Source organism: Acidobacteriota bacterium (assembly GCA_020845575.1).
In the GTDB taxonomy this organism is placed as follows: Bacteria; Acidobacteriota; Vicinamibacteria; order Vicinamibacterales; family Vicinamibacteraceae; genus Luteitalea.
On sequence record JADLFL010000002.1, the window covers coordinates 64050 to 88784 of the forward strand.

Genomic DNA, 24735 nt, shown 5'->3' on the forward strand with positions numbered 1-24735 from the left:
CAGAGCATTGTGGCGCAGGGCCCTCGCGGTGTGACTGCCCGCCGGATGGCCTGCCGCGCCGGACGTCTCATGTGGTTCTCATCTGTAGTCGTCACAGTGGTGCAGTGACGACTGGCCGGACGGCTGCCGCAGTACTCGGGGGCTTGCTCTGCCTGCCCGGCGCCGCATCAGGCCAGGCAGGTGCGACGGCCGATGCCATTGGTGTCGCTCTGGCAGGCAGCGGGCCACTCACGCTTGCCGAGGCATTGGCGCGCGCGAGGGCGTACTCGCCCGCGATTCGCGCGGCAGACGCGCATGCCACGTCCGGTGCCGCCGTCGCGGATGCCAGCCGGCGATGGCAGGGTCCGCGTCTCGATCTGTCTGTCGAGAACCTCGGCGTGCGAGGACTCGACCGGGATGGCTTCGCGTGGATCACGCAGCCGCTCGACATCGGTCCGCGGCGATCCACACGCGTGGCCGCGGCGCGCGCGTCGCAACAGTGGCTTGCCGCGACAGCCGACGCGAGACGCCGCGAGACGGACGTCGCCGTCATCGACGCCTACCTGACCCTCGTCGAGGTGCAACAAACGGCAGCGCTGCTCGCCGGGCACGAATCGACGATCGACGAGGCGGTGCAGGTGATGGCCCACCGCGTCCGCGAAGGGGTGGCCCCCGAGGGCGATCTTCGCAAGCTCGAAGCCGAGGCCGCACGCACGCGTCTCGCGCGCGTCAGGTCCGAGCTCGCGCTGCGGCAGTCGTCGCTCGCATTGGGCGTCCTCATCGGACGCGTCGACAGCACGCTCGGCCAGCACGTCGTGCTCCCCGCGCTGCCCCCGCTCGACGACGGACACGCCGATCTCGCGTCTGCCGTCGACCGGCGTGCCGACATCCGCACAGCCGTCGCACGCGTCGAGGAGCGGCGGGCCCTGGCGTCAGCCGAACGCGCGGCAGGTTCGGCCGCCTTCGCCGCGATGGCTGGCTACAAGCGCACGTCAGGGTTCAACACGGCCACGGCCGGCGTCTCGATCGATCTCCCGATCGGCGCCCGCAACGCCACGGATCGTCTGCGCGCCGACGCCGACGCCTCCGCCGCCGCGTTCGATCTCGAACAGGCGCGCGCTGCGGCTCGTGCCGACATCGAAGGCGCGCTCCTGGCCATGCAGGTGCTCGCGGAAGAGGCCCGCCGCGTCGACGATACGCTCGTCGCCCCGGCGGTCGACGCCCGCCGCGCGGCACGTGCGGCATTTCGCGAAGGCACTGGCGATGCGCTCACGCTCGTCGACGCCGACCGCGTGTACCTCGACACGCAGCGCGACGCGCTCGCGGTGCGACTCGACGCCGTGACCGCCAGCATCCGCGCCCGCGTGGCGCTTGGATGGGACCCTCTGCCATGACCCGCACCGGCTTCGCGCCCAGACGGCTACTCACCACGATCGCGATTGCCACGAGCGTCGCGTGCTCGTCGACGCACGAACCACGCGCCACGACGCCGGACGCGCCCACCGAGGGCGTGGCCCTGTCGCCGGCCGGCCAGGCGATGGCCGGTATCGAGACGCAGGAAGTAGAGGTCGAGTCGGCAGGCCCGACGCTCGAAGCCATCGGCACCGTCACGCTGGACGACACGCGCACCGCACGCATCGGCGCGCTCGTCGAGGGCATCGTCTCACGCACGCAGGTGGACGTGGGCGATCGCGTGCGCGGCGGCGCGCTGCTCGCGGGCCTGCACAGCCACGACGTCCACGATGGCTGGGGCGACTACCGCAAGGCGGTGGCCGATCGCCGGCGCGCGGAACAGGAGCTCGCATTCGCCGACGAGACGCTCGCGCGTACCGAACGGTTGCTGGCCGACAAGGCGGCCTCCGTCATGGAAACGGAACGCGCGCGCGCATCGCAGGGGGGAGCGCGGCAACAGCTCGTCGCGGCGACCGCAGAAGTGCGGCGCGCACAGGATTCGCTCGAGCACCTCGGGATTCCCGTCGATGCCAGCGCGCGATCCGCCGACGAGATTCCGGTGCGCACGCCGCGTGCAGGCGTCGTGCTGGAGCGCCTCGTCACGGCCGGCACCGCCGTCACGCCGGGCACCGCGCTCTTCGTCGTGAGCGACACCTCGTCGCTGTGGGTCGTCGCCGAGGTCGACGAGGCCGACATCGGACGCGTCAGCATCGGCTCACCAGTCGAGGTCGTCGTGGCGGCGTACCCATCGGAGCGATTCGACGCACGCGTCGCGCGCATCGGCGACACCATCAATCCCACCACGCGTCGCGCCATCGTGCGCTGCACGGTGACCAACACCGACGGCAGGCTCAAGCCGGGGATGTTCGCGCGCGTGACGATGGCGGGAGCGGGTACGTCGACGCGGGTGCGCGTACCCGTTGATGCCGTTCAGGATCTCGGCGATCGACGGGTGGTGTTCGTGTCCGACGGTCCTGGCCGGTACACCGCGCGCGACGTGGAGACGGGACCCGAGCGCGACGGACGCATCGACGTCCGCCGCGGGCTTGCAGCCGGCGAGAGCGTGGTCACGCGCGGCGCGTTCCTGCTCAAGTCGCAGGTGCTCGGCCCCTCGGCAGGCGAGCCGTGACGATCGGCCTCGTCGAACGCCTGACGGCGTGGGCGCTCGAGCGCCGCGCCTTCGTGCTGGTGTGCGTCGCGGCACTGGCAGCCACTGGCCTGCTGGCGTGGCGCGACCTGCCCGTCGAGGCGTTCCCGGACCTCACCAACAACCAGGTCGTGGTGGTGACGCAGACGCCCGAGCTCGCGGCACCGGAAGTCGAGCAGCGCGTCACCTACCCGATCGAGACGGCGCTCATGGGGACGCCCGGGGCCGAGGAGGTCCGCTCGATCTCCAAGTTCGGGCTGTCGATGGTCACCGTGGTATTCGACGATTCGGTGCCGGTGTACCTCGCACGCCAGCTCGTCACCGAGCGCGTGAACGAGGCGAGGAGCCGCATCCCTCCCGGCGCGGAACCCACGCTCGGCCCGGTGGCGACGGCCTTCGGCGAGATCTACCAGTACCTCGTCGAGGGAGACGATGCGTCGGTGATGGCGCGCAAGACGCTGCACGACTGGTCCGTGCGCAATCGCCTGCGCGCCGTACGCGGCGTAAGCGAGATCAATTCCTGGGGCGGGCTCACCGAGCAGTATCACGTGATCGTCGATCCGCGGCGCCTGGAACGGTACGGCGTAAGTCCGGCGCGCGTGATCGAGGCGCTGGCCGCCAACAACGCGTCGTTCAGCGGCGGCTTCATCGAGCATCGATCCGAGCGGACCACCGTCCGCGGCGAGGGGCTGCTGACCAGTCACGCCGACGTCGGCGCCGTCGTAGTGTCGGCCGTCGACGGCGTGCCCGTGCTCGTGCGCGACGTCGCCGACGTGCGCTCAGGCCCGATGCCGCGCCAGGGCGCCGTGACGCGCGACGGCCGCGGCGAGACGGTGGCCGGCATGGTCATCATGCTGAAAGGCGAGAACGGCCGCGACGTCGGTGCGCGGGCGATGCTCCGTATCGAGGAAATCCAGCAGTCGCTGCCGGCCGGCGTGACGCTGACGCCGTTCTACGACCAGACGGCGGTCATCGATCGCACGGCGGCGACGGTGCGGCGGAACCTGCTCGAAGGATCGCTGCTCGTCGTGGCGGTGCTGTTCTTCTTCCTGCGCGACGTCCGCGCGTCGCTCATCGTCGCCGCCGTCATCCCGCTATCGCTTCTGTGCGGCTTCATCGGCATGCGCATCTTCGGCGTCTCGGCCAACCTCATGTCGCTCGGGGCGATCGACTTCGGCCTCATCGTGGATGGTGCCGTGGTGATGATGGAGAACGTCGTCAGGCGCCGCGGCGAGGGCAGGAGTGACAGGTCCGCCGCGATGGAAGTGGCGCGGCCGATCCTCTTCGGCGTGCTCATCATCATCGCTGTGTATCTGCCGATCTTCACGCTCGAAGGTCTCGAGGGGAAGATGTTCCGCCCGATGGCGATCACCGTGTGCTCGGCCGTCTTCGGTGCGCTGCTGTTGGCGCTCACGGCAGTGCCCGCCGCCTCGTCGCTCCTGCTGAAGGCCACCGCACACCACGAAGAGCCGGGGTGGTTCCTGCGCCTGCGCGACAGGTACGTGACATACCTGACCGGCGCGATGCGTCATCGTGCGCGTACGATCGCGGTGGCCGTCGCCACGGCGTCGATCGCGATCGGATCGCTGTGGTTCATCGGCACCGAGTTCATGCCCCGCCTCGACGAGGGCGCGATCCTGATCGAGACGCGCCGGCTGCCGTCGGTGTCGCTCGAGGAGTCGGTGGACATCTCGACGCGCGTCGAGCGCGCGGTGCTCGCCTTTCCGGAGGTCTCGCAGGTCGTCACGAAGATCGGTCGCCCCGATCTCGCGACGGAAGCGATGGGCATCTACCAGGGCGACGTCTACGTCAACCTGCATCCCGAAGACGAGTGGACGACGGGCAGGGACAAGGCGGGGCTGATCGACGCGCTGGCGGCCTCGCTCGGCGAGATGCCCGGCCTCGACGTGAACTTCACGCAGCCGATGGCGATGCGCCTCGACGAGGTCGTCTCCGGCGTGAAGGCCGACGTGGCGGTGAAGATCTTCGGCGACGACGACGCCACGCTCGAACGGCTCGCGGCGCAGGTGCGGAGGGTACTGAGTGAGGTGCGCGGCGTCGCGGATCTCCAGGTGGAGATCCTGTCTGGCGCGTCGCAGCTCCAGATCGTCATCGACAGGGACGCCATCGCGCGATACGGCCTCGATGTCGCCGCCGTGCAGCAGGTGCTGGCCGTGGCAATCGGCGGCCACGAGGCCACCGACGTTCTCGACGGGCCGCGCCGCATCCCCGTCGTCGTGCGCTTCCCCGCAGACACGCGGGCGAACGAGGACGCCATCGCGGGCCTGATCCTGACGGCACCCGGTGGCGAGAAGGTGCCGCTCTCGCGCGTGGCGCGTCTCACGCGCACGAGCACGCCGGAAGCCATCGCCCACGAAGACGGGCAGCGCCGGCTGGTGGTGCAGTGCAACGTCCGCGGCCGCGACATCGGCAGTTTCGTGGCCGACGCGCAGAGCCGGCTTGCGTCGGTCACGCTGCCCGCCGGATACCATGTCCGCTGGGGCGGACAGTTCGAGAACCAGGCGCGCGCGATGGCGCGGCTGGCGATCGTGGTGCCGCTGTCGCTCGCGATCATCCTCGCGCTGCTGTACGTCACGTTCCGCACGGCACGCCACGCGCTGCTCATCATCCTCAACGTACCATTCGCGCTCGTGGGCGGCGTGGCGGCGCTGTGGCTGCGGGGGCTCAATCTGAATCTGTCGGCGTCTGTCGGCTTCATCGCGCTCTTCGGCGTGGCCGTGCTCAACGGCGTGGTCCTGGTCTCGGCCGTCAACCAGCTCAGGGCCGAGCAGGTGCCGCTGCGCGACGCGATCCTGCGCGGATCGGCGTCGCGACTGAAGGCCGTCCTGATGACGGCTCTCGTGGCGGCGCTCGGCTTCGTCCCGATGGCGCTCTCGCACGGCGCGGGGGCCGAGGTGCAGCGGCCGCTCGCCTCGGTGGTGATCGGAGGCATCATCACCTCGACGCTGCTCACGCTGATCGTGCTGCCAGTCGTGTATGAAATGATCGAGGGTGCGTTCCATGAGACTGCTCGTCGTCGAGGATGACCCCACGATCAGCCACTTTCTGGTGAAGGGCCTGCGCGAGGACCAGCACCTCGTGGACCTGGCCGAGGACGGCGAGACGGCGGAGGCCCGCGCGCTCACCGGCGACTACGACGCGATCCTGCTCGACGTCATGCTTCCCGTCCATGACGGCTTTGCCGTCTGCCGGCGCCTGCGCGCGCACGGCGTGGACACGCCCATCCTGATGGTGACCGCGCGCGACGCCCTCGACGATCGGATCCGCGGCCTCGATACCGGCGCCGACGACTATCTCGTCAAGCCGTTCGCGTTCGACGAAGTGGTCGCGCGCCTGCGCGCGCTGACGCGGCGCGGCCGTACGCGCAGCCTGTCTGCCGTGCTGGCGGCAGGCGTCATCACGCTCGATCAGGAAGCGCACCAGGTCCGGGTCGCGGGTGCGCCCATCTCGCTGACGGCCACCGAATACCGACTGCTGGAGTTCCTCATGCGGCGCGCCGGTACGATCGTGTCGCGCAACCAGCTTGCCGAGCACGTGTGGGGCGGCGACTACGATCCGGGCTCGAACGTGGCGGACGTCTACGTGGGCTACCTGCGCCGCAAGCTCGCCGGCACGGCGGCAGCCGACCAGATCAGGACGATTCGCGGGCTCGGGTACATGTTGGCGCGTTCGGAGACCTGAGTGCGCGCGCCGCTGTCTTTCAGGACCCGCCTCACGCTGCGCTGGACCATCGCGTTCGGCCTGCTGCTCGCCTGCGCAAACCTTGCGGTGTACCTCGGCGTGCGTACCTACGTGCACCGCGACTTCGATGCCACGCTCCGCACGCTGGCGGGCACCGAGATCGTGTCGTCGACGGACGAGGACGGCGAGCTCCACCTGCACGACCTCGCGCTCGAGGACCTGATCGGTGGCGACTACACCGACAAGTTCGTGCAGTACTTCTCCCTCGACGGCCGCATCGCGTTCCAGTCGACGGTGCTCGGCGGCAGGCGCGTGCTCGACGAGGCGGAGTTCGCGCGCGCGCTGGCGGGCGATCACCGCGTCATCACGCTGCGCATCGGCGACAGGCGCGGACGCGTGGTCACGGCGCTGATCCGCGATGCCTCCACGTCGTACGTCGCGGCGATCGGGCTATTCACCGACGCGCTCGACCTGATGCTGTCTCGCCTCGCCGCCATCCTCGTCGCCGTGTGGGTCCTCGCGCTCGGCGCCACGGCGTGGATCGGCTTCCTCCTCGCGTCACGCGCGCTCGAACCCATCGACGCGATCACCGCGCGCGCCGCGCGCATCGCGACGGGCGACATCGACATGCGTCTCGATCCGCCGCACGTGGACGATGAGATCGGGCGAATGACGCGGCTGCTGAACGAGATGCTCGACAGGCTGCACGCCGTGATCGACAGCCACAAGCGGTTCGCCGCCGACGCGTCGCACGAACTGCGTTCGCCGCTCACGGCGATGGCCGGCGAGATCGACGTCGCGTTGCGGCGCGAACGCGACACCGACGACTATCGCGACACGCTGGAGCGCCTGCGCGCGCAGATCGACGGCCTGACGCAGGTATCCGAGCACCTCATGCTCCTTGCACGCGTCGAGGAGCGCGGAGAGTACGTGGCAGCCGAGGAGGTCTCGCTCGACACGCTCGTCGGCGACGCATGCACCAGGGTCGCAGGACTGGCGACCGCGCGCGGCGTCACGATCGCGTCGGACGCGCTCGACGGGTTCGTGGCGTACGGCCAGCCCGGCCTCCTCGCCCGCGTGATCGACAACCTGTTGTCCAACGCGATCCAGTACAACAGGGACGGCGGGACGGTTCGCATCGCCGCGTTCGACGAGCCCGCGGCCGGCGACGCGTGGGAAACGGGCCGGGTGCGCATCGAGGTGTCGGATACGGGGCCTGGTATCCCCGCGGACGAATGGGAGCGCATCTTCGATCGCTTCTACCGCCGCGAACCGTCGCGATCGCGACGCACGGGCGGCGCGGGGCTCGGCCTGGCCCTGAGCCGCGCCATCACCGCCTGGCACGGCGGCACCCTGCGCGTCCGCGCGTCGGGCGCGCAGGGGACGACATTCGAACTCGTCCTCCCGGGTCAGCGCGACCAACGGTAGGGGCGGCGCATCTGTGTCAGACTTCGCGACAACCCCGGAGGATCACATGTCATCGATCGACACTTCGACGCTCTCCCGCCGCACGTTCCTAGCGGCGACCCTCGCCACGCCGCTGACGGCAGCGCTCTCGGCCGCTGTCCGACCCACTGTCGGTCTCGAGCTGTTCTCGGTCCGTGGGGAGCTCGCCAAGGACCTGTTCGGTACGGTTCGCAAGGTGGCCGGGATCGGCTACGAAGCCGTCGAGTTCTTCTCGCCGTACTACCAATGGGACACGGCCTACGCCAAACAGGTGCGGCAACTGCTCGACGACGTGGGGCTGAAGGCGCCGTCGACGCACAACTCCGCCGACGTGTTCACGCCCGAGGGGCTGAAGAAGGCGGTCGAGTTGAACCAGGCCATCGGCTCGACGCTCGTCGTGATGGCGAGCGCGGGCCGTGGCGTCAGCACCATCGACGACTGGAAACGACTGTCCGATCGGCTCGCGCAGGCGTCGGAGACGCTGCGCCCGCTCGGCATGCGCGCGGGCTTCCACAATCACCAGAACGAGTTCACGGCCGTCGAGGGCACGCGACCGATGGACGTGATCGCCAGCCGCACGCCGCGCGACTTCGTGCTGCAGCTCGATGTCGGCACGTGCGTCCACGCCGGGCAGGATCCCGTGGCGTGGATCAAGGCGCACCCCGGACGCATCGCGAGCATCCACTGCAAGGACTGGGCGCCTGGCGAAGGACCCGACAAGGGATACCACGTGCTTACGGGTGAAGGCACCGCCAACTGGCCAGCCATCCGCGCCGCCGCCGAATCGGTCGGAGGCGTCGAGACGTATCTCATCGAGCAGGAAGGCAGCCGCTACACGCCGTTCGAGACGGTCGAGAAGTGTCTCGCCTCGTGGCGCGGCATGAAGGCCTGACCGCGCGCGTCAGGCGATCGCATCGATGCGCGCCTTCAGGCCCGCCAGCGCGTCGATCTGGCCGGTGAGGCCATCCCGGGCGGCAGTCAGCGACTGCTGCTCGGCCCGCACGAATCGGCTGTACGGGGCGATGCCTTCCTGCAGCCGGTCCGTGCTGCGCTGCAGTTCGCGCTCGAACTGCGCGCGCAGCGCCGTGGCGAGCGTCTCGCGCAGATCGTGGACCTTCTGGCGGAGTTCCTGCTTCGCCTTGCGGCGACGCGCCGGCACGATGAACAGGCCCACGGTCGCGATCACGCCCGCCAGCACGATGCCCGTGATGTCCGCCGCGGCCGTCGTCGCGGCGATGGTCACCAGCGTGCCGAGACCGAGCGCACCCGCTCCCGCCGCCGCGGCTGCCGCAACGGCGTTGCGCGCGCCTTCGGCCATCACCGCCGCCTCGCGCTGCCGATCGAACCCGTCCACCACCCGCTGCGCTTCCCTGCCGACGGACTCCAGCAGGCGCCCACGTTCGAGGTGGAATCCCGCCAGCTCCGGATCGCCGACGATCCGATCGCGATACTGACGACGACGGTCGGCAAGGTGCGACGTGACCTGCTGCCACTGACGCAGGTCCGTGCTGACCATCCAGTCGATGAGATCCGACACCTTCCGCTCGATCTCCGCGGGGGCGTCGGCCACCACTTCCCTGACGAAGCGCTCCTGCACCCGCGACTTGTCCAGCAGTTCCATCACCCGCGCGAACCGCAGCACATCGTCGAACCACGCCTGCCCGCGCTGTTCCATCCGGAGCAGGACGTTGTCGATGTCGCCCATGCGCAGCGAGAACTGCTGCTGGACGTCGGCGCGGTGGATCGCGTGCTGTTGATCGACGTCGCTCAGCAGGCGCAGATCATCCTGCAGCAGCGCAAGGCGGCCGTCGGTGACGCCGAGGTAGCGCGATGCGAGCGCCGCGCCGACCCCGACGGGATTGGCGAGCTTCAGGCGCAGGCGTTCGCGCTGGTCCAGCCTGTCGTGCACGAAGCGTTCGAGCGCCTCGAAGCGGCTCGCGGTCCACACTTCGGGGTGGCCCTGCCTGGCGCGCATCGCGAGCTTCGCACTCACGGGGAACGTCTCGGGCGCGGTGCCGAGCGTCTCGCGGGCGTGATCGGCCACAAAGGCGGTCACTTTCGCGATGTCGGCCTCGGTCTCCAGCAGGTCGATCTTGTTGACGACGAGGACGACCTTCTTGCCCCATTCGCGGATCGCGGTGAGGAACTGCCGTTCGCTCTCGGTGAACGGCCTGTCGGCCGACGTCACGAACAGCACGAGATCCGAGCGCGGCACGAACTCGGCCGTGATGGCTTCGTGTTCGCGGATGACGGCGTTGGTGCCCGGTGTGTCGACGAGCGTGATCTCGCGAAGGACGTCGACGGGCGCCGCGATCACATGGAGGTGGTCCGATCGCACCACGCGGCTCGCCTCGTCACCGTAGCGCAGCAGGTGCACCTGCGCCGTCGTCGGCGTGACGCCTTCTTCGAGGACCGGTGTCCTGAGGAGTGCGTTGATGAACGCGCTCTTGCCGGCGTTGAACTCACCGACGATGACGACGAGGAACAGGTCGTCGAGCTGCTGGACGGACCGGCGCAGTGCGTCGAGCGCGTCAGGTGCCGCCTCGAGCCCCGTGAGCAGGTCGAGCAGCGCGGCGAGCGTGGCGCGCTCGTCGCTCAGGAGCTGCTGGTCCTCTGGACGGAGGAGGGCGGCGGGCATGCGCGGTCAGCGCGGCGAGACCACGTCGGCGTCGGCGCGCACGCCGCGTGCCTGCTGCGCGCTCGCCAGCAGTTCGAGGAGCGGTTCGGTCTGTTCGAACGACAGGCACGCATCGGTGATGCTCTGGCCGTATACGGCCGCGCAGCCCGGGACGTAGTTCTGGCGGCCTTCGACGAGGTGACTCTCGAGCATGACGCCGAAGATCGGCCACGACCCGTCGGCGACCTGCGCGGCGACGTCGTGCGCAACGTCCACCTGCAGGCGATGGTCCTTCCGGCTGTTGCCGTGCGAACAGTCGATCATCACGCGTTCGGGCAGTTCGTTGGCCCTGAGGCGGTCGCACAGCTCGCGCACCGCTGCCGCGTCGTAGTTCGGCCCCGTGCGCGTGCCGCCGCGGAGGATGACGTGGCCCGTGTCGTTGCCGGTGGTCTGGAAGATCGCCGACACGCCCTGCTTGGTGACCGACGGGAACAGGTGCGGCGAGCGCGCCGAGAGCACGGCGTCGACAGCCACCTGGGCGCTGCCGTCGGTGCCGTTCTTGAATCCCACGGGCATCGAGAGGCCCGACGCGAGCTCGCGGTGGACCTGACTCTCGGTGGTGCGCGCGCCAATCGCGACCCATGAGGTGAGGTCGGCGATGTGCTGCGGCAGCTGCGTGTCGAGGAACTCGCACGCCGTCGGCAGGCCGAGCTCGTTCACGTCGAGCAGGAGGCGGCGCGCGAGGCGAATCCCCTTGTTGATGTGGAAGCTCTCGTCGAGGTCGGGATCGTTGACGAGCCCCTTCCAGCCGACAGACGTCCGCGGCTTCTCGAAGTAGCAGCGCATCACCGTGATGAGCTGGTCCTTGTAGCGTTCGGCGACGGGCAGGAGCCGCTTCGCGTAGTCGAGGGCGGCGCGGGTGTCGTGGATCGAGCAGGGACCGACAATCACCACGAGGCGTCCGTCGCGGCCGGCCAGCACGTCGGAGATGGCCGCCCGCGTGTTGGCAACCACGTTCGAGGCGGCCTCCGAGATCGGGAGCTCTTCGAGCAGGATGGCGGGCGGCAGCAACGGGCGGGTCTGGGCGATACGGAGGTCGTCGGTCCTGCGGAACATGTCACCCGCCAGATTACCGTACCCGCCGCCAAAACGCCGAGATCACCACGCCGAATCGAGCGCCAGGAGCCTTGTGGCGCCGCTGGCGGGACGACGACCGCCGAGCCATTCCACGCGGGTGAACGGGCGCGTCGGATAGACCCTGTCGGTCATGACGGTTTCGCCTTCGTTGGCGAAGACCTCGATGACCGAGACGTCGAAGATCACGCGAATCGGGATCTGGGCCGACGGCCGCAGGGGTGCCGTGTGACGCTCGGCGTAGCCCTTCGACGACTCGCCGAGGCGGGACCGCTCCCTGTCGATCGAGAGCGTCCTGTGGTCCGCGCTCACCGCGACGATCGCCTCTTCGCCGTTGTCGTTACTGAAGCGGAGTCCGACGTCCTCCGTATCTCCGGCCGTGACGACGAACGTGATGTCGGCGCTGGGGGGCAACGGGAGCGGGGTGCTGCGCAACTCCTGATGCTTCCGCGCGTCACCGGCCACCAGGGTGCCGAGACCGCCGGCCGGTTGCTGGAGGAGGCGCCAGCCGTCAGGCGTACGGCGCACCCGCAGGCGCCGCGGGATCGACTGCGCGCCCCGCCACGTCATCGTCGGTTCATCGTTGGCGTACTGCCAGTTGCTGATCCATCCCATCCAGATGGGGCCGCGGTCCTGCGACGGCAGATCCGAGAACGAGATCGACGCGTAGAAGTCCTTGCCGTGATCGGCCCAGAGCGCCTCCGCTGACGCCGGCGTGTCGCTCACGAAGCGTGTGCCGTCGAAGTCGCCCACGAAATACTGTCCACCCGAACCGCCCTGCGGACCGCCGGGGTTGACGTCCACGTCGAGCACCCAGCGCGACTGCGTGGGATCGTGCTCGACAGGCACCTGCATGAGGTCCGGACACTCCCACACGCCGCCAGTCGCACCGGCGGGCCCGAAGTCGCTCAGGAACGTCCACGCCTTCAGGTCGCGCGACGCGTAGAACCGAACCTTGTGCTCATCGGGGAGCGCCACCACCATCACCCAGCGCGCCGTCGGGGCGTGCCAGAACACCTTCGGATCGCGGAACTCCCGCAGGCCGATGTCGATGACGGGGTTGCCCGCGTACTTCTGCCATGTGCGCCCGCGATCCTGGCTGACGGCGAGGTTCTGCGTCTGCGTGTCGCGGCTGTGCCCCGTGTAGATGGCCACGAGGCATGAGGGGTCGCCGCCGGACACGCGGCACAGGCCGCTCGTGTTGCGGTGGTCGACCACCGCGCTACCCGAGAAGATCATGATGCCGTTCTCTTCGCCCAGCGCCAGCGGCAGGTGCTGCCAGTGCAGCAGGTCGCGACTCACGGCGTGTCCCCACGACATGTGTCCCCATGTGGGGCCTTGCGGGTTGTGCTGGTAGAAGAGGTGGTATTCGCCCTTGTAGTACACGAGCCCGTTCGGGTCGTTCATGAAGTGGCGCGCGGGCGTGAAATGGATGCGCGGCCGGAGCGGCTCCGTGTAGGGCCGCGGCTGCGGTTGAGCCGCAACGACGCTCACGCCTACGGTGGCGATCACGGCGAAGCGACCCACGAGAGGGGCGTACATGCGCATCGGTGCGCACAGCGTACAACGGCTGTGATGCGGCCATGCACGTGCTCGACCGATGGCGCGGTGATGCGGTACGGTGCCTGTATCGCCATGCCAGTCATCACCACCACCGCCACGCCAACCACCACCATCCACTACGAGGAGCGCGGCGAGGGCGCGCCGATCGTGCTCATTCACGGATGGCCGCTGAGTCATCGCATGTGGGAAGGGCAGGTGAATGCGCTCGCGGCAGCGGGCCATCGGTGCATCGCCTACGACAGGCGCGGGTTCGGGGAGTCGGGCCGTCCAGCTGGCGGGTTCGACTACGACACGTTCGCGTCGGACCTGAACGACCTCATCACCGCGCTCGACCTGCGCGACGTGACGCTTGCGGGGTTCTCGATGGGCGGCGGCGAGGTGGCGCGCTACATCGGGCGCTACGGGACGTCGCGCGTCAGGGGCGCGATCCTCATCGGCGCCGTGACGCCGTTCATGCTGAAGACCGACGACAACCCCGAGGGCGTCGACGGCGGCGTGTTCGATGGAATGAAGGCCGGCGTCACGTCGGATCGCATCGCGTTCCTCGAGTCGTTCATGAAGCCGTTCTTCAACTGGACGCCTGGCTCCGGAACGCCGAGTGACGATGTGGTCGCGTACAGCAAGTCGATCGCATGGGTCGCGTCGCCGGTGGGCACGCAGGACTGCATCGACGCGTTCGGTCGCACGGACTTCCGTCGGGACCTCGCGGCCGTCGACGTCCCGACGCTCGTGATCCACGGCGACGCGGACCAGATCGTGCCGCTCGAGGTGTCCGGTGCGCGCGCCGCGGCGATGATCCGCGGCGCGAAGCTGGAAGTGGTGAAGGGCGCGCCGCACGGGCTGAACGCCACGCACGGCGCCGAGCTCAACGCCCTGATGCTCGGGTTCCTCGAGCGGTGAGCCAGGGGTTGGAACCCCTGGCCTCCAACGGAACCTCTACTTGAGCGATGGCAACAGGGCGGCGAGCGCCCTCATGCGGGTGGCGTCGGCACCAGACAGCGTGGCGGCGCGCTCGTTGATGCGATCGGCGACCATCGACAACTGGCTCGCCTCGCCGCTCGTCACGAGGCCGCGCAGCATCTCCACGCGGTCGGACGGCACGGCACCCGATCGCACCAGCTGATCGACGTACGCCAGCGCAACGGCGCGGTCGGCCGGCCACGTCGCCTTGTCCTGGTGCTGCACGTTCCAGCTCTTCGCGTGCACCTTCCCCGCGGCGTCGAGCTCGTTGCTCGTGAGGACGTCACTCGCCGTCAGCTTGAACACGTCGAGACCGCGCGACATCTCCGACCCGTACACGTACCCGTTGTACCAGTACGCCGACCAGTAGCCACCCGTGATGAGCCGCTTGGCGTCGAGCGGTCCGCGATCGAAGAACGCGATCTCCTTCGGGTTGGCCGAGTCCGTGAAGTCCATCACCGACACGCCGCCCTGATACCAGGCCTGCACCATCAGGTCGCGTCCGGGCACGGGCACGAGCGACCCGTTGTGCGCCACGCAGTTCTCCGTGGCAGTCTGCGGCGCGGGCAGCTTGTAGTAGCTGCGGAACACGAGCTTGCGATCGACGATGTCGAAGATCGCGTTGGCGCCCCACGTGGGCTGATCGGTGGCCAGGCAGCGCGGACGCATGCCGCCACCCCACTCGTCGGTGAACACGACCTTCGTGCCGTCGTTGTTGAACGTCGCCGAATGCCAGTACGCGAAGTTCTTGTCGGCCACGGCGTCGAGGCGCTTCGGGTTCGCCGGATCGCTGATGTCGAGCAGGATGCCGTTGCCCGAGCAGGCACCGGCCGCCAGGCCGACAGCCGGGTACACGGTGATGTCGTGGCACTGGTTGGTCACCGCGGTCTTCTGCGTGCCGGGACCGTGATCGCCGCCGGCCCACAGGCCGGCGATGTTGCCCTTCTCGTCGGCGAAGATGCGCGGCCGCGCCACGATGCGCGCGTCCTGCGGGCTGGCGAGCGGCACCTTGATCACGTCGATGCTGAAGAGCGCCGTCTCGGGATCCTCGCCGGGCTCCTTGCCCGAGCACCCGGCGAGTTCCTCGGCCGAGCGCGTGCCGGCGGTGCCGGATCCGTACACGTAGACGTTGGCCGAATCATTCGGATCGGTGACCAGCGTGTGCGTGTGGGAGCCTCGGCATGTCTGCACGGCCGCCACCTGCTTGGGCGTCTTCACGTCGCTGATGTCGAAGATGCGCACGCCGCGGAAGCGATCCTTGCTGACCGGATCCTCCACGCCGCCCACGCCGCAGTCGAGCCGCCCGCGCGTCTGCTCCACGGACATGAACAGCAGCGACCCGTGTACCGACACGTCGCCCTGACCGCCCGGGCACACGACGGAGGTCACGAGCGCCGGGCTCGCCGGGTTGCTGATGTCGTAGACGTTGAAGCCGCTGAAGTTCCCGACGAACAGGTGATTCCCGCTGAAGGCCAGATCGGAGTTGGCGAAGTTCAGCCCACCCCACGGGCGCGGCGGCGTCTTCGGCTTCGCGGCAGGCTTCTTCGCCTTGGCGTTCGCCGGGGGCCCATCCTCGTCCGGCATCCGCGGATTCGGCTCGCCGGCGGGCGCCTTGGGATCGAAAAACCCCTGGGGCTTGGGTACGTTGGCCAGCAGCTCGATTCCGCGAGCGGCGACGCCGGCGTCCTTCAGACCGGCCTTCAACCCGACGCGCGGATCGGTGGATGACGAGGACGTCTGCGCGGCGGCAGGCGCAACAATCGTGGCCGTGAGGGTCGCCACGGCCAGTACACGAACGACACGATTCATCTTCCCTGCTCCTTCAGCATCGCGCGCATGCGCGCGATTTCCATCGACTGATCCGCCTCCACGTCGGAGACGAAGTCGAACATCTCGGGTTCCTGTCCGCCGCCTGGTGCCGCCAACAGCTCCCGCACCATCGTCAAGGCGCCTTCGTGGTGCTGGATCATGCCTTCGAGGAACAGGCGATCGAAGGCCGGGCCTTTCGCAGCGGCGAGGCGCGCCATCTGCGCGGGCGTGAGCATCCCGGGCATCTGTCCGTGCGCCATGTGGTGCGCGTGCGGATCGGGCAGCGGCTCTCCGCGATGCTCCAGCCACTCACGCATCATCTGCATCTCGTCGCGCTGCGACACGTCGATCCGCAGCGCCATCCGCTTCAGATCGTCGTTCATGGTGCGCGTCTGGACGAGCGCCACCATCTCGAGCGCCTGCGCATGGTGGCCGATCATGCCCTGCATGAACGCCGTGTCGGCAGGACGATGCCGCACGCCGTGCGTGTCGGTCGCCTCGTCCGCGCTGATCTCGCGCGTGGGCTGTCCCGGCGCGCCCGGTTGGACGATACGAGGCGCCTGCGCGCCGACAACGACAGGAGCGACGAAAAGGGCTGCCAGCAAGGCCAGGGCCGATACGGCTGTGCTTGACACGTATTGATGGTGTCACGAAACATGGGTCGGCTCCCACTCGTCTGATACGCGCTCGTGCGCGCGCAGGACCACTTGTGGAAGTTCCTTTTCGGCCGGAGAGAGACCCTCATGTTCAAGCACGTACTCGCGGCGGCAACCGTCGCTGTGTTGATTCAGGCAGCACCCGCCGTGGCGGCACCGATCCAGTGGAAGACCGTCGACGGCGGGAACGACCACTGGTACGAGGTGGTCGCAGCCGAAGGCATCACCTGGACTGCGGCACAGGTCGCGGCAACCGCCGCCGGGGGATACCTGGCGACGATCGGCAGCGCAGAAGAGGACGCGTTCGTCCAGTTGCTGCTCCCGACGAACGTCGCCTTGCGATCGCACTACTGGATTGGCGCAGAGAATGTCGGGACCGGCCCCTTCACCTGGGTGGACGGGACTCCGTTTTCGTACACGAACTTCTGGGGTGGAGAGCCCAACAACGCCGCGTACGGCGACGATGAAGAGGACTACCTGGCGTATGACCTGCGCGATGGGTACGGGTGGAACGACGCGCCGAACGAGTTGCACCGCTACTATCAGTTCGCTCGCGGCTATGTCCTCGAGAAGAACGCCGCCACCAGCGTGCCCGAGCCGGCCAGCCTGACTCTCCTGGCCCTCGGTGCCCTCGCCATGGGCGTGGCCCGGCGTCGACGGTAAGACACGCGCCTGCGACTGCAGAGCCACGCGGCCCGGGTCCCTCGCGGACTCGGGCCGTTGTCGTTGGCGGGCATCTGCCTTCGCGGACGTCGTCGCGCCGCCATGCGCTACAGCCGAGGTCACAAGGGCTATACTCGCCCTGCCATGAGCCATCCCGGCGCGTCTGCGTGGCCGGATCACCCCTCGTCCTTCGCGGACCTGCTCGTCTCCGCCCTCCGCGAAGCGGTTGTCGTCACCGACGCCGACGCCACCGTCACGTACTGGAACGACGGCGCGACGCGTGTCTTCGGATGGACGGCCGACGAACGCGTCGGCCGCCCTCTCGTCGAACGTCTGCCCGAGCACGAGCGCGAGGCGGTGGCCGCACAGATGCGCTCGATACTCGCCGGCAACGAGTGGCACGGCGAGTGTGAGGACTACCGCAAGGACGGCACGCGCGTGTGGCTCGACGCCAGCATCCGCCCCCTGCGCGCAGACGATGGGACCGTGGTGGGCATCCTCGGCATCGCCGAGGACATCACGGCGCGCAAGGACGCCGAAACCGCCCAGCAGGAGAGGGAGAAGGGACTCGCCGAGCAGATCCGGCAGTCGCAGAAGATGGAAGCCATCGGCAGGCTGGCCGGCGGGATGGCGCACGACTTCAACAACCTGCTCACGGTGATCAACGGCTACACGACCCTGCTGCTCGACAACGCGCCGGCGGACGCCACGCAGCGGGAGGCGCTCGAAGCCGTCCGCGACGCTGGCGAGCGCGCCGCGGCGCTGACGGCACAGCTCCTCACGTTCAGCCGCAAGGCGGTCGTGGAACCGCGCGTGATCGATCTGAATCGCGCGACCGAGTCGGCGCTGCGCCTGTTGCGACGCCTCGTAGGTGAGGACATCCATCTGTCGACGGAGTTCGCATCGTTCCTGCCCACCATCCGCATCGATCCGGGGCAGTTCGAACAGGTGCTGATGAATCTCGTCGCGAACGGTCGCGATGCGATGCCAGCCGGCGGACGTCTGCGCGTCGCGACATCGGAGGTGCGCGTTCCCGCGTCGCCGTGCGCGCAACCACTGGACCTGCCGGCGGGCCGCTACGTGCGCCTCACCGTGGCCGACACGGGCGACGGCATGGACGAGAACGTGCTGTCGCACATCTTCGAGCCGTTCTACACGACCAAGACCGTCGGCAAGGGGACGGGGCTCGGCCTCGCCACCGTCTACGGCATCGTCAGGCAGGCTGGCGGGACGATCACCGTCGAGAGCGCCGTCGGCCGGGGATCCACCTTCCACGTCGTGTTGCCGGCAGTCGACGGCGACGTGGAACCCGGAGAGTCGCGCTCACGGCGGGCGACGCCGCGTGGACACGAGACCCTGCTCCTCGTGGAGGACGAGGGCGCCGTGCGCCGCTTCGCGCGGCTCGCGCTGGAGATGCAGGGGTACCAGGTGATCGAGGCAGCGTCGGCGCGCGAGGCGTTGAGTCTCGCACCCGAGACACTCGCAGGCGTGGCCCTGCTCGTGACCGACGTCATCATGCCCGTCACGAGCGGCCGCGATCTCGCCGGGATGCTCAAGCGACAGTATCCGCTCATGCGTGTGCTGCTGATGAGCGGATACACGAGTGACGTCGGGGGGCCGAACGGCGCCGAAGCCTTCCTGCAGAAGCCGTTCACACCGCAGGCCCTCGCACGCAAGGTGCGCGACGTCCTGCAGTGACGCGCCGTCAGCGCGAGAACACGGCTTCGTCGAGGTTCATGATCGTGTTGACCACCACGGTCCACGCCGCCACGTCAACGACGTCGAGCACCGCGTCGGGTGGCCGTTCGCCGGTGCCGAGCAGTGCCTTCGCCGCGTGCGCATCCGATACGAACCGCTGACGCGTGGTCGCGTGAAGCCGCATCAACGTGTCCACCTCGGACGATGATGGCGTGCGCGACAACACGCGCCTGAACCCCATCGTCACGCGATCGGCCGGCGACGCGTCGCTGCGAACGAGATCCTCCGCGAGCACCCGGGCACTCTCCACGAACTGCGGATCGTTCATCAGGATGAGCGCCTGCTGCGGTGTGTTGGTCCGCTGCCGCGTGACGATGCAGGTGAGGCGCTCCGATGCGTCGAACGCCGTGGCCGAGGGCGGCGGTGCCGCACGCTTCCACGCCGTGTAGAGGCTGCGCCGATGGAGCGCCTCACCCTTCGACTGCGGATACGTCGAGCCTGCCGCGAGCGCTTCCCACACGCCGGGCGGCTGATAGGGATACACGCTCGGACCGCCGATGTGGCGCACGAGCAACCCGCTGGCCGCCAGCGCGCTGTCGCGTATCTGCTCGGTGGACATGCGGAACGACGGCCCGCGCGCGAGCCATGTGTTGTCCGGATCGATGCCACGCGCCTGTTCGTCGGCCACCGACGCCTGGCGGTACGTGGCGGATGTCACGATCAGCCGCTGCGTCGCCTTGGCGTCCCAGCCCGACTTCACGAACGTCGTCGCGAGCCAGTCGAGGAGTTCGGGATGACTGGGCATCCGGCCCTGGCTGCCGAAGTCCTCGGCCGTCGCCACGAGCCCGCGACCGAACGCCTGCGCCCAGTAGCGATTCACGAACACGCGAGCCGTGAGCGGGTTGGACGGAGCGAGCAACCACCGCGCGAGGCCGAGCCTGTTGCGCGGCAGGTCGTCCGGGAACGGCATGATGGCCTGCGGCGTGCCCGGGGAGACTTCCTCGGTTGGTGCGTCGTAGGCACCGCGCGCGAGCAGGAACGTCTTGCGCGGCGTCGCCTGTTCGCGCATCACCATGACGCTGGGCTGCGCGGTGAGGATCGCGTTCTCTTCTCCGCGAATCGTGGTGATTTCGGCGAGGCGCTCGCGGTGCGCCTTGTCGACGCGCAGGACGTAGTGCTCGCGCAGCGCCGCCCGCTCGTCGGCCGACAGGTTCACCGACCCCGGTGTCAGATGCCCGGTGCCCGATGCCCGGACCTTTGCGATGAGGCTCGCGAGCGCGTCGTCGCGACCGGCGAGTGCCGCGACTTCGACGGCGCTCAACTGCCTGGCGTACGCGCGGAAGTCGTCGACGCTCACGTCGCGCAGGGATTCCTTGCTCAGTTCGCCGACGCTCCCGAGACGCAGGCCGAGCGGTGCGCCCGACATCTGTCGCCCTTCGATGCCGCTGTTGAACAGGCTGCGGTGGAGGTTGTCGACGAGCGTGCGCGTGGCGAGCGGCCGTCCGTCGAGGAACAGGCGAAGCCCCGCCGCGCGGCTCGATCCGTCGTAGGTCAGGGTGAGGTGACGCCACTGGTCGGGTGCAACGGCCTCCGTACTCCTGATCTCGATCGAGTCATCAGGCGCAACGTGGTGCAGCGCCGCTGTCACGGTCCCGTCGGATTCGACACGAACGAGGTACCCGCGATAGCCGTTCGCGAAGCTGCCCGACCGCGTGATCAACGGACCCGCCGTGCCCGCCACGTCCATGCGGAACCACGTGGCGAGCGAGAACGGCTCGTGCCTGTCGAACAACGCCGCGTCCTGCGGTGCCTTGATCTCGCTGTCGCCGCGCAACCGCTGTGCACCGCCGATGCGACCTGGCACGGTCACGGGCGCGCGATCCTCGTCGCCGCCGAGGAACGCCGGCCCCGCCGCCGAGCCCGTGTTGACGAACGTCTTCATCGGCACGAGCGTGCTGTTTCCCTTCCTGTCCTTCACGAGCACGCGTCCCGGGCGCATGTCGTCGAGCGGCAGGTGCACCACGAGGCCATCGTTGGCGGGCAGGCGGTCTGTCCCCTTCGTCGTGCGCAGCCATGCCGCGAAGCCCTCGTCGTACGCGGGAGCCTCGACGGCGACCTGTGGTTCGAGCCCGGCGCGCCTGGCGCGCAGATCCGCGAGTCGCGTCTCGGCCTCGGACGACGGCAGGATCACCGTGGGGCTCGCCATGCCCGAGTACGGCGCCTGTCCGGACTCGTTGACGGTGTTGAAGAACGCGAAGAGCTGGAAGTACTCCTTCTGGCTGATCGGGTCGTACTTGTGGTCGTGGCAGCGCGCGCAATCGAGGGTCACGCCGAGGAACGCGCGCCCGAGCGTCTGCACGCGATCCGCGACGTACTCCACGCGGTACTCCTCCGGTACGATGCCGCCTTCCTGGCTCTGCATGTGGTGCCTGTTGAAGGCGGTGGCGAGGCGCTGTTCCCGCGTGGCATCCGGCAGCAGGTCGCCCGCGATCTGCCAGGTGATGAACCTGTCGACGGGCATGTTGTCGTTGAACGCGCGGATCACCCAGTCGCGCCACGGCGACATGTCGCGCGGCACGTCGTCCTGATAGCCGTGCGTGTCGGCGAAGCGCGCGATGTCGAGCCATTCGGCGGCCATCCGCTCGCCATAGGCCGGCGACGCGAGCAGGCGATCGACGAGCGACTCGTAGGCGTTCGGTGACGCGTCGCTCACGAAGGCGTCGACTTCCGCCGGCGTGGGCGGCAGGCCCGTGAGCGCCAGCGTCACGCGGCGGATGAGGACGTCGCGCGGCGCCTCCGGCTGCGGCGACAGCCCCTTCGACGCGAGTGGCGCCTTGACGAACGCGTCGATCGGGTTGCTCGCGGAATCGTGCGAGGGCAGGGCGGGCACCTCCGGCATCGACGGCGGCGTGTACGCCCAGTGCGGCGTCCACTCGGCGCCCTGATCGATCCAGCGCACGAGCAGGGCCTTCTCGTAATCGGTGAGCGTGAGGTGCGACGCCGGCGCCGGCATCAGTACGGCGGGGTCGTCGCTGAGGATACGGCGCACGAGCTCACTGGAGCCCGGGCGGCCGGGCACCACGGCCGTGCGGCCCGACGACAGGCGCGCGAACGCGACGTCACGGACGTCGAGCCGCAGTTCGCTCTTGCGCGCCGCCTCGTCGGGGCCATGGCACATGAAGCACCTGTCCGAGAGGAGCGGCCTGACGTGCAGCGCGAAGTCCACGCGCTCGGGCAGTCCTTCGACGGCTGGCCCCGGCACGCCGCAGCCGGCGGTCGCGCCGGCCACCACCGCGGCCAGGACGCACCGTACGATGACCTTCTTGCTGGTGGTCACTCGTTCACGCCTTCCCTGTTGCCCGGTCTTCTCCTACCGCTGGATGCGCGCCGAACCGCCCTTCGCGAGCGCACGCACGTCCTCCACCGTCGCCATCGTCGTGTCGCCGGGGAACGTGGTGATGAGGGCGCCGTGCGCCCAGCCGAGGCGGACGCTCTGCTCGGGGGATTCGCCGGAGAGCAATCCGTAAATCAACCCTGACGCGAATCCGTCGCCACCGCCCACGCGGTCGAGCACGTCGAGCTGCATCACGGGTGCCGTGACGCGCTCGCCGCCGAACCACGCGACAGCCGACCAGCTGTGGCGATTGGTGGTGTGGACTTCGCGCAATGTCGTGGCCACCACCTTGATGTGCGGGTACTTGTCCACGACCTGCTGGATGGTCTCGAAGAACGCGCTCGTGTCGAGCGCCGAGTCCTTGCCCGCCTCAGGGCCCTTCACGCCGAGTGCCTTCTGCAGGTCTTCCTCGTTGCCCACCAGGACGTCCACGTGCTCGACGATGCGCGAGAAGACCCCGGCGGCGCGCGACACGTCACCTTGCGCTTTCCAGAGCTTTTCGCGGTAGTTCAGGTCGAACGACGTGACGGCGCCAGCCTTGCGCGCGGCCTGCAGCGCTTCGATGATCACTTCCGCCGTCGTCTCCGACAGCGCGGCGAAGAGCCCGCCGCTGTGGAACCAGCGGACGCCCTCGCCGAAGATGGCGGCCCAGTCGAAGTCGCCGGGCTTCAGGAGTGCTCCCGCTTCGTTTGCGCGGTTGTAGAAGACCACCGGCGGGCGCACGCCCATGCCCTGGTCGCTGTACACGGTGGCCATGTTCGGCCCGCGCGCGCCGTCGTGATCGAAGTACTTGTAGAACGGCTTGACGCCCATCGCCCTGACGCGCTCCGCGATGAGGTCGCCGACGGGATATCTGACCATCGCCGTCGCAATCCCCGTGCGCAGCCCGAAGCCGTCCGAGAGGTTGGCCGCGACGTTGAACTCGCCGCCGCTCACGTGGATGTCGAGCGAGCGCGCCTTCCTGAACGGGACGCGACCGGGATCGAGCCTGTGGATGATGGCGCCGAGAGAGACGAGATCGAGCGAGCCTTGCGCGGGGACGGAGAGAGTCATGAGCGATCGGTTCAGGGAGAGGGTCGGCATTCGGCCGACGGTTTTCGTGCGTCAGGCATCGGCCCACTGCGTGTGGAACGAACCGTCGCGATCGGTGCGCCTGTACGTGTGCGCGCCGAAGTAGTCCCGCTGGCCCTGCGTGAGGTTGGCAGGCAGCCTCGCGCTGCGGAACGCGTCGTAGTAGGCCAGTGACGCGCCCGTGGCGAGCACGGGGATGCCAAGGCCGACCGCGGTCTGCACGAAGGTACGCCAGCCCTGTTGACGCTCGGCCACAGCGGCACTGAACGACGGGTCCATCAGCAGGTTGACGAGCGACGCGTCGCGCGCGAACGCCGCGCGGATGTCCTCGAGCAGCGTCGCGCGGATGATGCAGCCCGCGCGCCAGATGCGCGCCACCTCGCCGGGGTCGACGTCGTAGCCGTACTCGGCCGACGCCATCCGCAGCAGCGCCATCCCCTGCGCGTACGAACACACCTTGCTCGCGTAGAGCGCCTGTCGAGCGGCGTCGATGAGCGCGGCGCGATCGCCGCTGAACGCGGCGCTCGGCCCCGTGAGCACGCTGCTTGCCGCTACGCGTGCGCTCTTCTGGGCGGAGATGAGCCTCGAATCCACCGCCGCGTTCACCGTGGGAATCGGTGCGCCGACGTCGAACGAGTTCTGGCTCATCCACTTGCCGGTGCCCTTCTGCTGCGCTTCGTCGAGGATCACGTCGACGAGCGGGCCTCCGGTCTCGGGGTCGACCTGCGCAAGGACCGCGGCGGTGATCTCGACGAGGTACGACTTCAACTCGCCGCGATTCCACTCCGCGAACAGCGCACCGATCTCCGGCGCTCGCAGGCCGAGGCCGCGACTGAAGACGTCGTAGACCTCGGCGATGAGCTGCATGTCGCCGTACTCGATGCCGTTGTGCACCATCTTCACGTAGTGCCCGGCCCCGCGGGCGCCGACGTGACCGACACACGGCTGTCCGTCCTCGGCGCGTGCGGCGATGGCCTCGAGGATCGGCGCCACGGCCTCCCACGCCGCCGTCGATCCGCCCGGCATGATCGCGGGGCCGCGCAGCGCGCCCTCCTCACCGCCCGACACGCCGGTGCCGAGGTAGAGCAGCCCGCGCGCCGCGAGTTCCGCTTCGCGGCGATCGGTGTCCTTGAAGAAGGAGTTGCCCGCGTCGATCACGATGTCGCCGGGCTCGAGGTGGGGCGTGACGTGGGCGATGACCTCGTCGACGGGCTTGCCCGCCGGCACCATCAGCAGCACCTTGCGTGGCCGCACGAGCAATTCCGCCAGGTGCGCCGCCGACGACGCCCCGACGACGCGCCGCCCGTCACCCACGGCAAACGCCTGCGTCTTCGCCGCATCGAGGTCGTACCCGACGACCGAGAATCCCCGGCTCTCGATGTTGCGAGCGAGATTGCCCCCCATCACACCCAGGCCAATGACGGCGATGTCCACGGGGCACATT

At 69.1% G+C, this 24735-nt stretch carries 17 protein-coding genes; 9 read left to right on the forward strand and 8 right to left on the reverse strand.

Going from position 1 to position 24735, the window contains the following annotated elements; all coding sequences use genetic code 11:
* Window positions 1–104 precede the first annotated feature (104 nt).
* The 6 genes from IT182_00825 to IT182_00850 are packed head-to-tail and all read left to right on the forward strand — an operon-like array spanning window position 105 to window position 8618.
* Window positions 105–1373, forward strand: a complete 1269-nt coding sequence (locus tag IT182_00825) for a TolC family protein (protein ID MCC6161877.1) — start codon at window positions 105–107, stop codon at window positions 1371–1373.
* Window positions 1370–2560 carry an efflux RND transporter periplasmic adaptor subunit gene (locus IT182_00830; GenBank protein MCC6161878.1) on the forward strand — a complete coding sequence of 397 codons (1191 nt, stop codon included), beginning with the start codon at window positions 1370–1372 and terminating at the stop codon, window positions 2558–2560. Before IT182_00825 ends, IT182_00830 begins: the two co-directional genes overlap by 4 nt.
* Window positions 2557–5625, forward strand: a complete 3069-nt coding sequence (locus IT182_00835) for an efflux RND transporter permease subunit (GenBank protein ID MCC6161879.1) — start codon at window positions 2557–2559, stop codon at window positions 5623–5625. The genes IT182_00830 and IT182_00835 overlap by 4 nt, the downstream gene beginning before the upstream one ends.
* Window positions 5600–6280, forward strand: coding sequence for a response regulator transcription factor (locus IT182_00840; protein ID MCC6161880.1), 681 nt, complete (start codon window positions 5600–5602; stop codon window positions 6278–6280). The genes IT182_00835 and IT182_00840 overlap by 26 nt, the downstream gene beginning before the upstream one ends.
* Window positions 6281–7708: a HAMP domain-containing protein gene (locus IT182_00845; protein ID MCC6161881.1), complete on the forward strand. Its 1428-nt coding sequence runs from the start codon at window positions 6281–6283 to the stop codon at window positions 7706–7708.
* A gap of 46 nt (window positions 7709–7754) precedes the next feature.
* Window positions 7755–8618, forward strand: a complete 864-nt coding sequence (locus IT182_00850; GenBank protein ID MCC6161882.1) for a sugar phosphate isomerase/epimerase — start codon at window positions 7755–7757, stop codon at window positions 8616–8618.
* A gap of 9 nt (window positions 8619–8627) precedes the next feature.
* Here the strand turns inward: IT182_00850 and IT182_00855 are convergent, their stop codons facing one another.
* Genes IT182_00855 through IT182_00865 form a run of 3 tightly spaced genes read right to left on the reverse strand, consistent with a single transcriptional unit; the run spans window position 8628 to window position 13004 of the window.
* Window positions 8628–10364 carry a dynamin family protein gene (locus tag IT182_00855; GenBank protein MCC6161883.1) on the reverse strand — a complete coding sequence of 579 codons (1737 nt, stop codon included), beginning with the start codon at window positions 10362–10364 and terminating at the stop codon, window positions 8628–8630.
* Window positions 10365–10370: 6 nt separating this feature from the next.
* Window positions 10371–11459, reverse strand: coding sequence for a 3-deoxy-7-phosphoheptulonate synthase (locus IT182_00860; protein ID MCC6161884.1), 1089 nt, complete (start codon window positions 11457–11459; stop codon window positions 10371–10373).
* A 42-nt stretch (window positions 11460–11501) separates the two neighbouring features.
* Window positions 11502–13004 carry a glycoside hydrolase family 32 protein gene (locus IT182_00865; GenBank protein ID MCC6161885.1) on the reverse strand — a complete coding sequence of 501 codons (1503 nt, stop codon included), beginning with the start codon at window positions 13002–13004 and terminating at the stop codon, window positions 11502–11504.
* Between the two features lie 108 nt (window positions 13005–13112).
* Between IT182_00865 and IT182_00870 the strand changes: the two genes are divergently transcribed.
* On the forward strand, window positions 13113–13940 hold the full coding sequence (locus tag IT182_00870) for an alpha/beta hydrolase (GenBank protein MCC6161886.1): 828 nt from the start codon (window positions 13113–13115) through the stop codon (window positions 13938–13940).
* A 36-nt stretch (window positions 13941–13976) separates the two neighbouring features.
* Here the strand turns inward: IT182_00870 and IT182_00875 are convergent, their stop codons facing one another.
* Window positions 13977–15809, reverse strand: coding sequence for a hypothetical protein (locus IT182_00875; GenBank protein ID MCC6161887.1), 1833 nt, complete (start codon window positions 15807–15809; stop codon window positions 13977–13979).
* Window positions 15806–16444 (reverse strand): DUF305 domain-containing protein, encoded by a 639-nt coding sequence (locus IT182_00880; GenBank protein ID MCC6161888.1) that lies wholly within the window; start codon window positions 16442–16444, stop codon window positions 15806–15808. The genes IT182_00875 and IT182_00880 overlap by 4 nt, the downstream gene beginning before the upstream one ends.
* A gap of 108 nt (window positions 16445–16552) precedes the next feature.
* On the opposite strand from IT182_00880, the gene IT182_00885 reads away from it, so the two are divergent.
* Together IT182_00885 and IT182_00890 are read left to right on the forward strand one after the other, a co-directional pair.
* Window positions 16553–17128, forward strand: a complete 576-nt coding sequence (locus tag IT182_00885) for a C-type lectin domain-containing protein (GenBank protein MCC6161889.1) — start codon at window positions 16553–16555, stop codon at window positions 17126–17128.
* Window positions 17129–17272: 144 nt separating this feature from the next.
* Window positions 17273–18826: a PAS domain S-box protein gene (locus tag IT182_00890; GenBank protein ID MCC6161890.1), complete on the forward strand. Its 1554-nt coding sequence runs from the start codon at window positions 17273–17275 to the stop codon at window positions 18824–18826.
* Window positions 18827–18833: 7 nt separating this feature from the next.
* Here IT182_00890 and IT182_00895 read toward each other — a convergent pair whose 3' ends face one another.
* From IT182_00895 to gndA, 3 genes are read right to left on the reverse strand one after another with little or no spacing between them, the layout of a single operon-like run.
* Window positions 18834–22163: a DUF1553 domain-containing protein gene (locus IT182_00895; protein ID MCC6161891.1), complete on the reverse strand. Its 3330-nt coding sequence runs from the start codon at window positions 22161–22163 to the stop codon at window positions 18834–18836.
* 33 nt (window positions 22164–22196) lie between these two features.
* Window positions 22197–23273, reverse strand: a complete 1077-nt coding sequence (locus IT182_00900; GenBank protein ID MCC6161892.1) for a sugar kinase — start codon at window positions 23271–23273, stop codon at window positions 22197–22199.
* Between the two features lie 51 nt (window positions 23274–23324).
* Window positions 23325–24734, reverse strand: coding sequence for an NADP-dependent phosphogluconate dehydrogenase (gndA, locus tag IT182_00905; GenBank protein ID MCC6161893.1), 1410 nt, complete (start codon window positions 24732–24734; stop codon window positions 23325–23327).
* Window position 24735 lies beyond the last annotated feature (1 nt).

What these genes read in the sequence shown, in the direction of transcription:
- IT182_00870 (MCC6161886.1), top strand. Translation starts at nt 13,113, where the DNA reads ATGCCAGTCATCACCACCACCGCCACGCCAACCACCACCATCCACTAC.
- IT182_00890 (MCC6161890.1), top strand. Translation starts at nt 17,273, where the DNA reads ATGAGCCATCCCGGCGCGTCTGCGTGGCCGGATCACCCCTCGTCCTTC.
- IT182_00875 (MCC6161887.1), bottom strand. Translation starts at nt 15,809, where the DNA reads ATGAATCGTGTCGTTCGTGTACTGGCCGTGGCGACCCTCACGGCCACG.
- gndA (MCC6161893.1), bottom strand. Translation starts at nt 24,734, where the DNA reads ATGTGCCCCGTGGACATCGCCGTCATTGGCCTGGGTGTGATGGGGGGC.
- IT182_00830 (MCC6161878.1), top strand. Translation starts at nt 1,370, where the DNA reads ATGACCCGCACCGGCTTCGCGCCCAGACGGCTACTCACCACGATCGCG.
- IT182_00855 (MCC6161883.1), bottom strand. Translation starts at nt 10,364, where the DNA reads ATGCCCGCCGCCCTCCTCCGTCCAGAGGACCAGCAGCTCCTGAGCGAC.
- IT182_00900 (MCC6161892.1), bottom strand. Translation starts at nt 23,273, where the DNA reads ATGACTCTCTCCGTCCCCGCGCAAGGCTCGCTCGATCTCGTCTCTCTC.
- IT182_00850 (MCC6161882.1), top strand. Translation starts at nt 7,755, where the DNA reads ATGTCATCGATCGACACTTCGACGCTCTCCCGCCGCACGTTCCTAGCG.
- IT182_00860 (MCC6161884.1), bottom strand. Translation starts at nt 11,459, where the DNA reads ATGTTCCGCAGGACCGACGACCTCCGTATCGCCCAGACCCGCCCGTTG.
- IT182_00840 (MCC6161880.1), top strand. Translation starts at nt 5,600, where the DNA reads ATGAGACTGCTCGTCGTCGAGGATGACCCCACGATCAGCCACTTTCTG.
- IT182_00885 (MCC6161889.1), top strand. Translation starts at nt 16,553, where the DNA reads ATGTTCAAGCACGTACTCGCGGCGGCAACCGTCGCTGTGTTGATTCAG.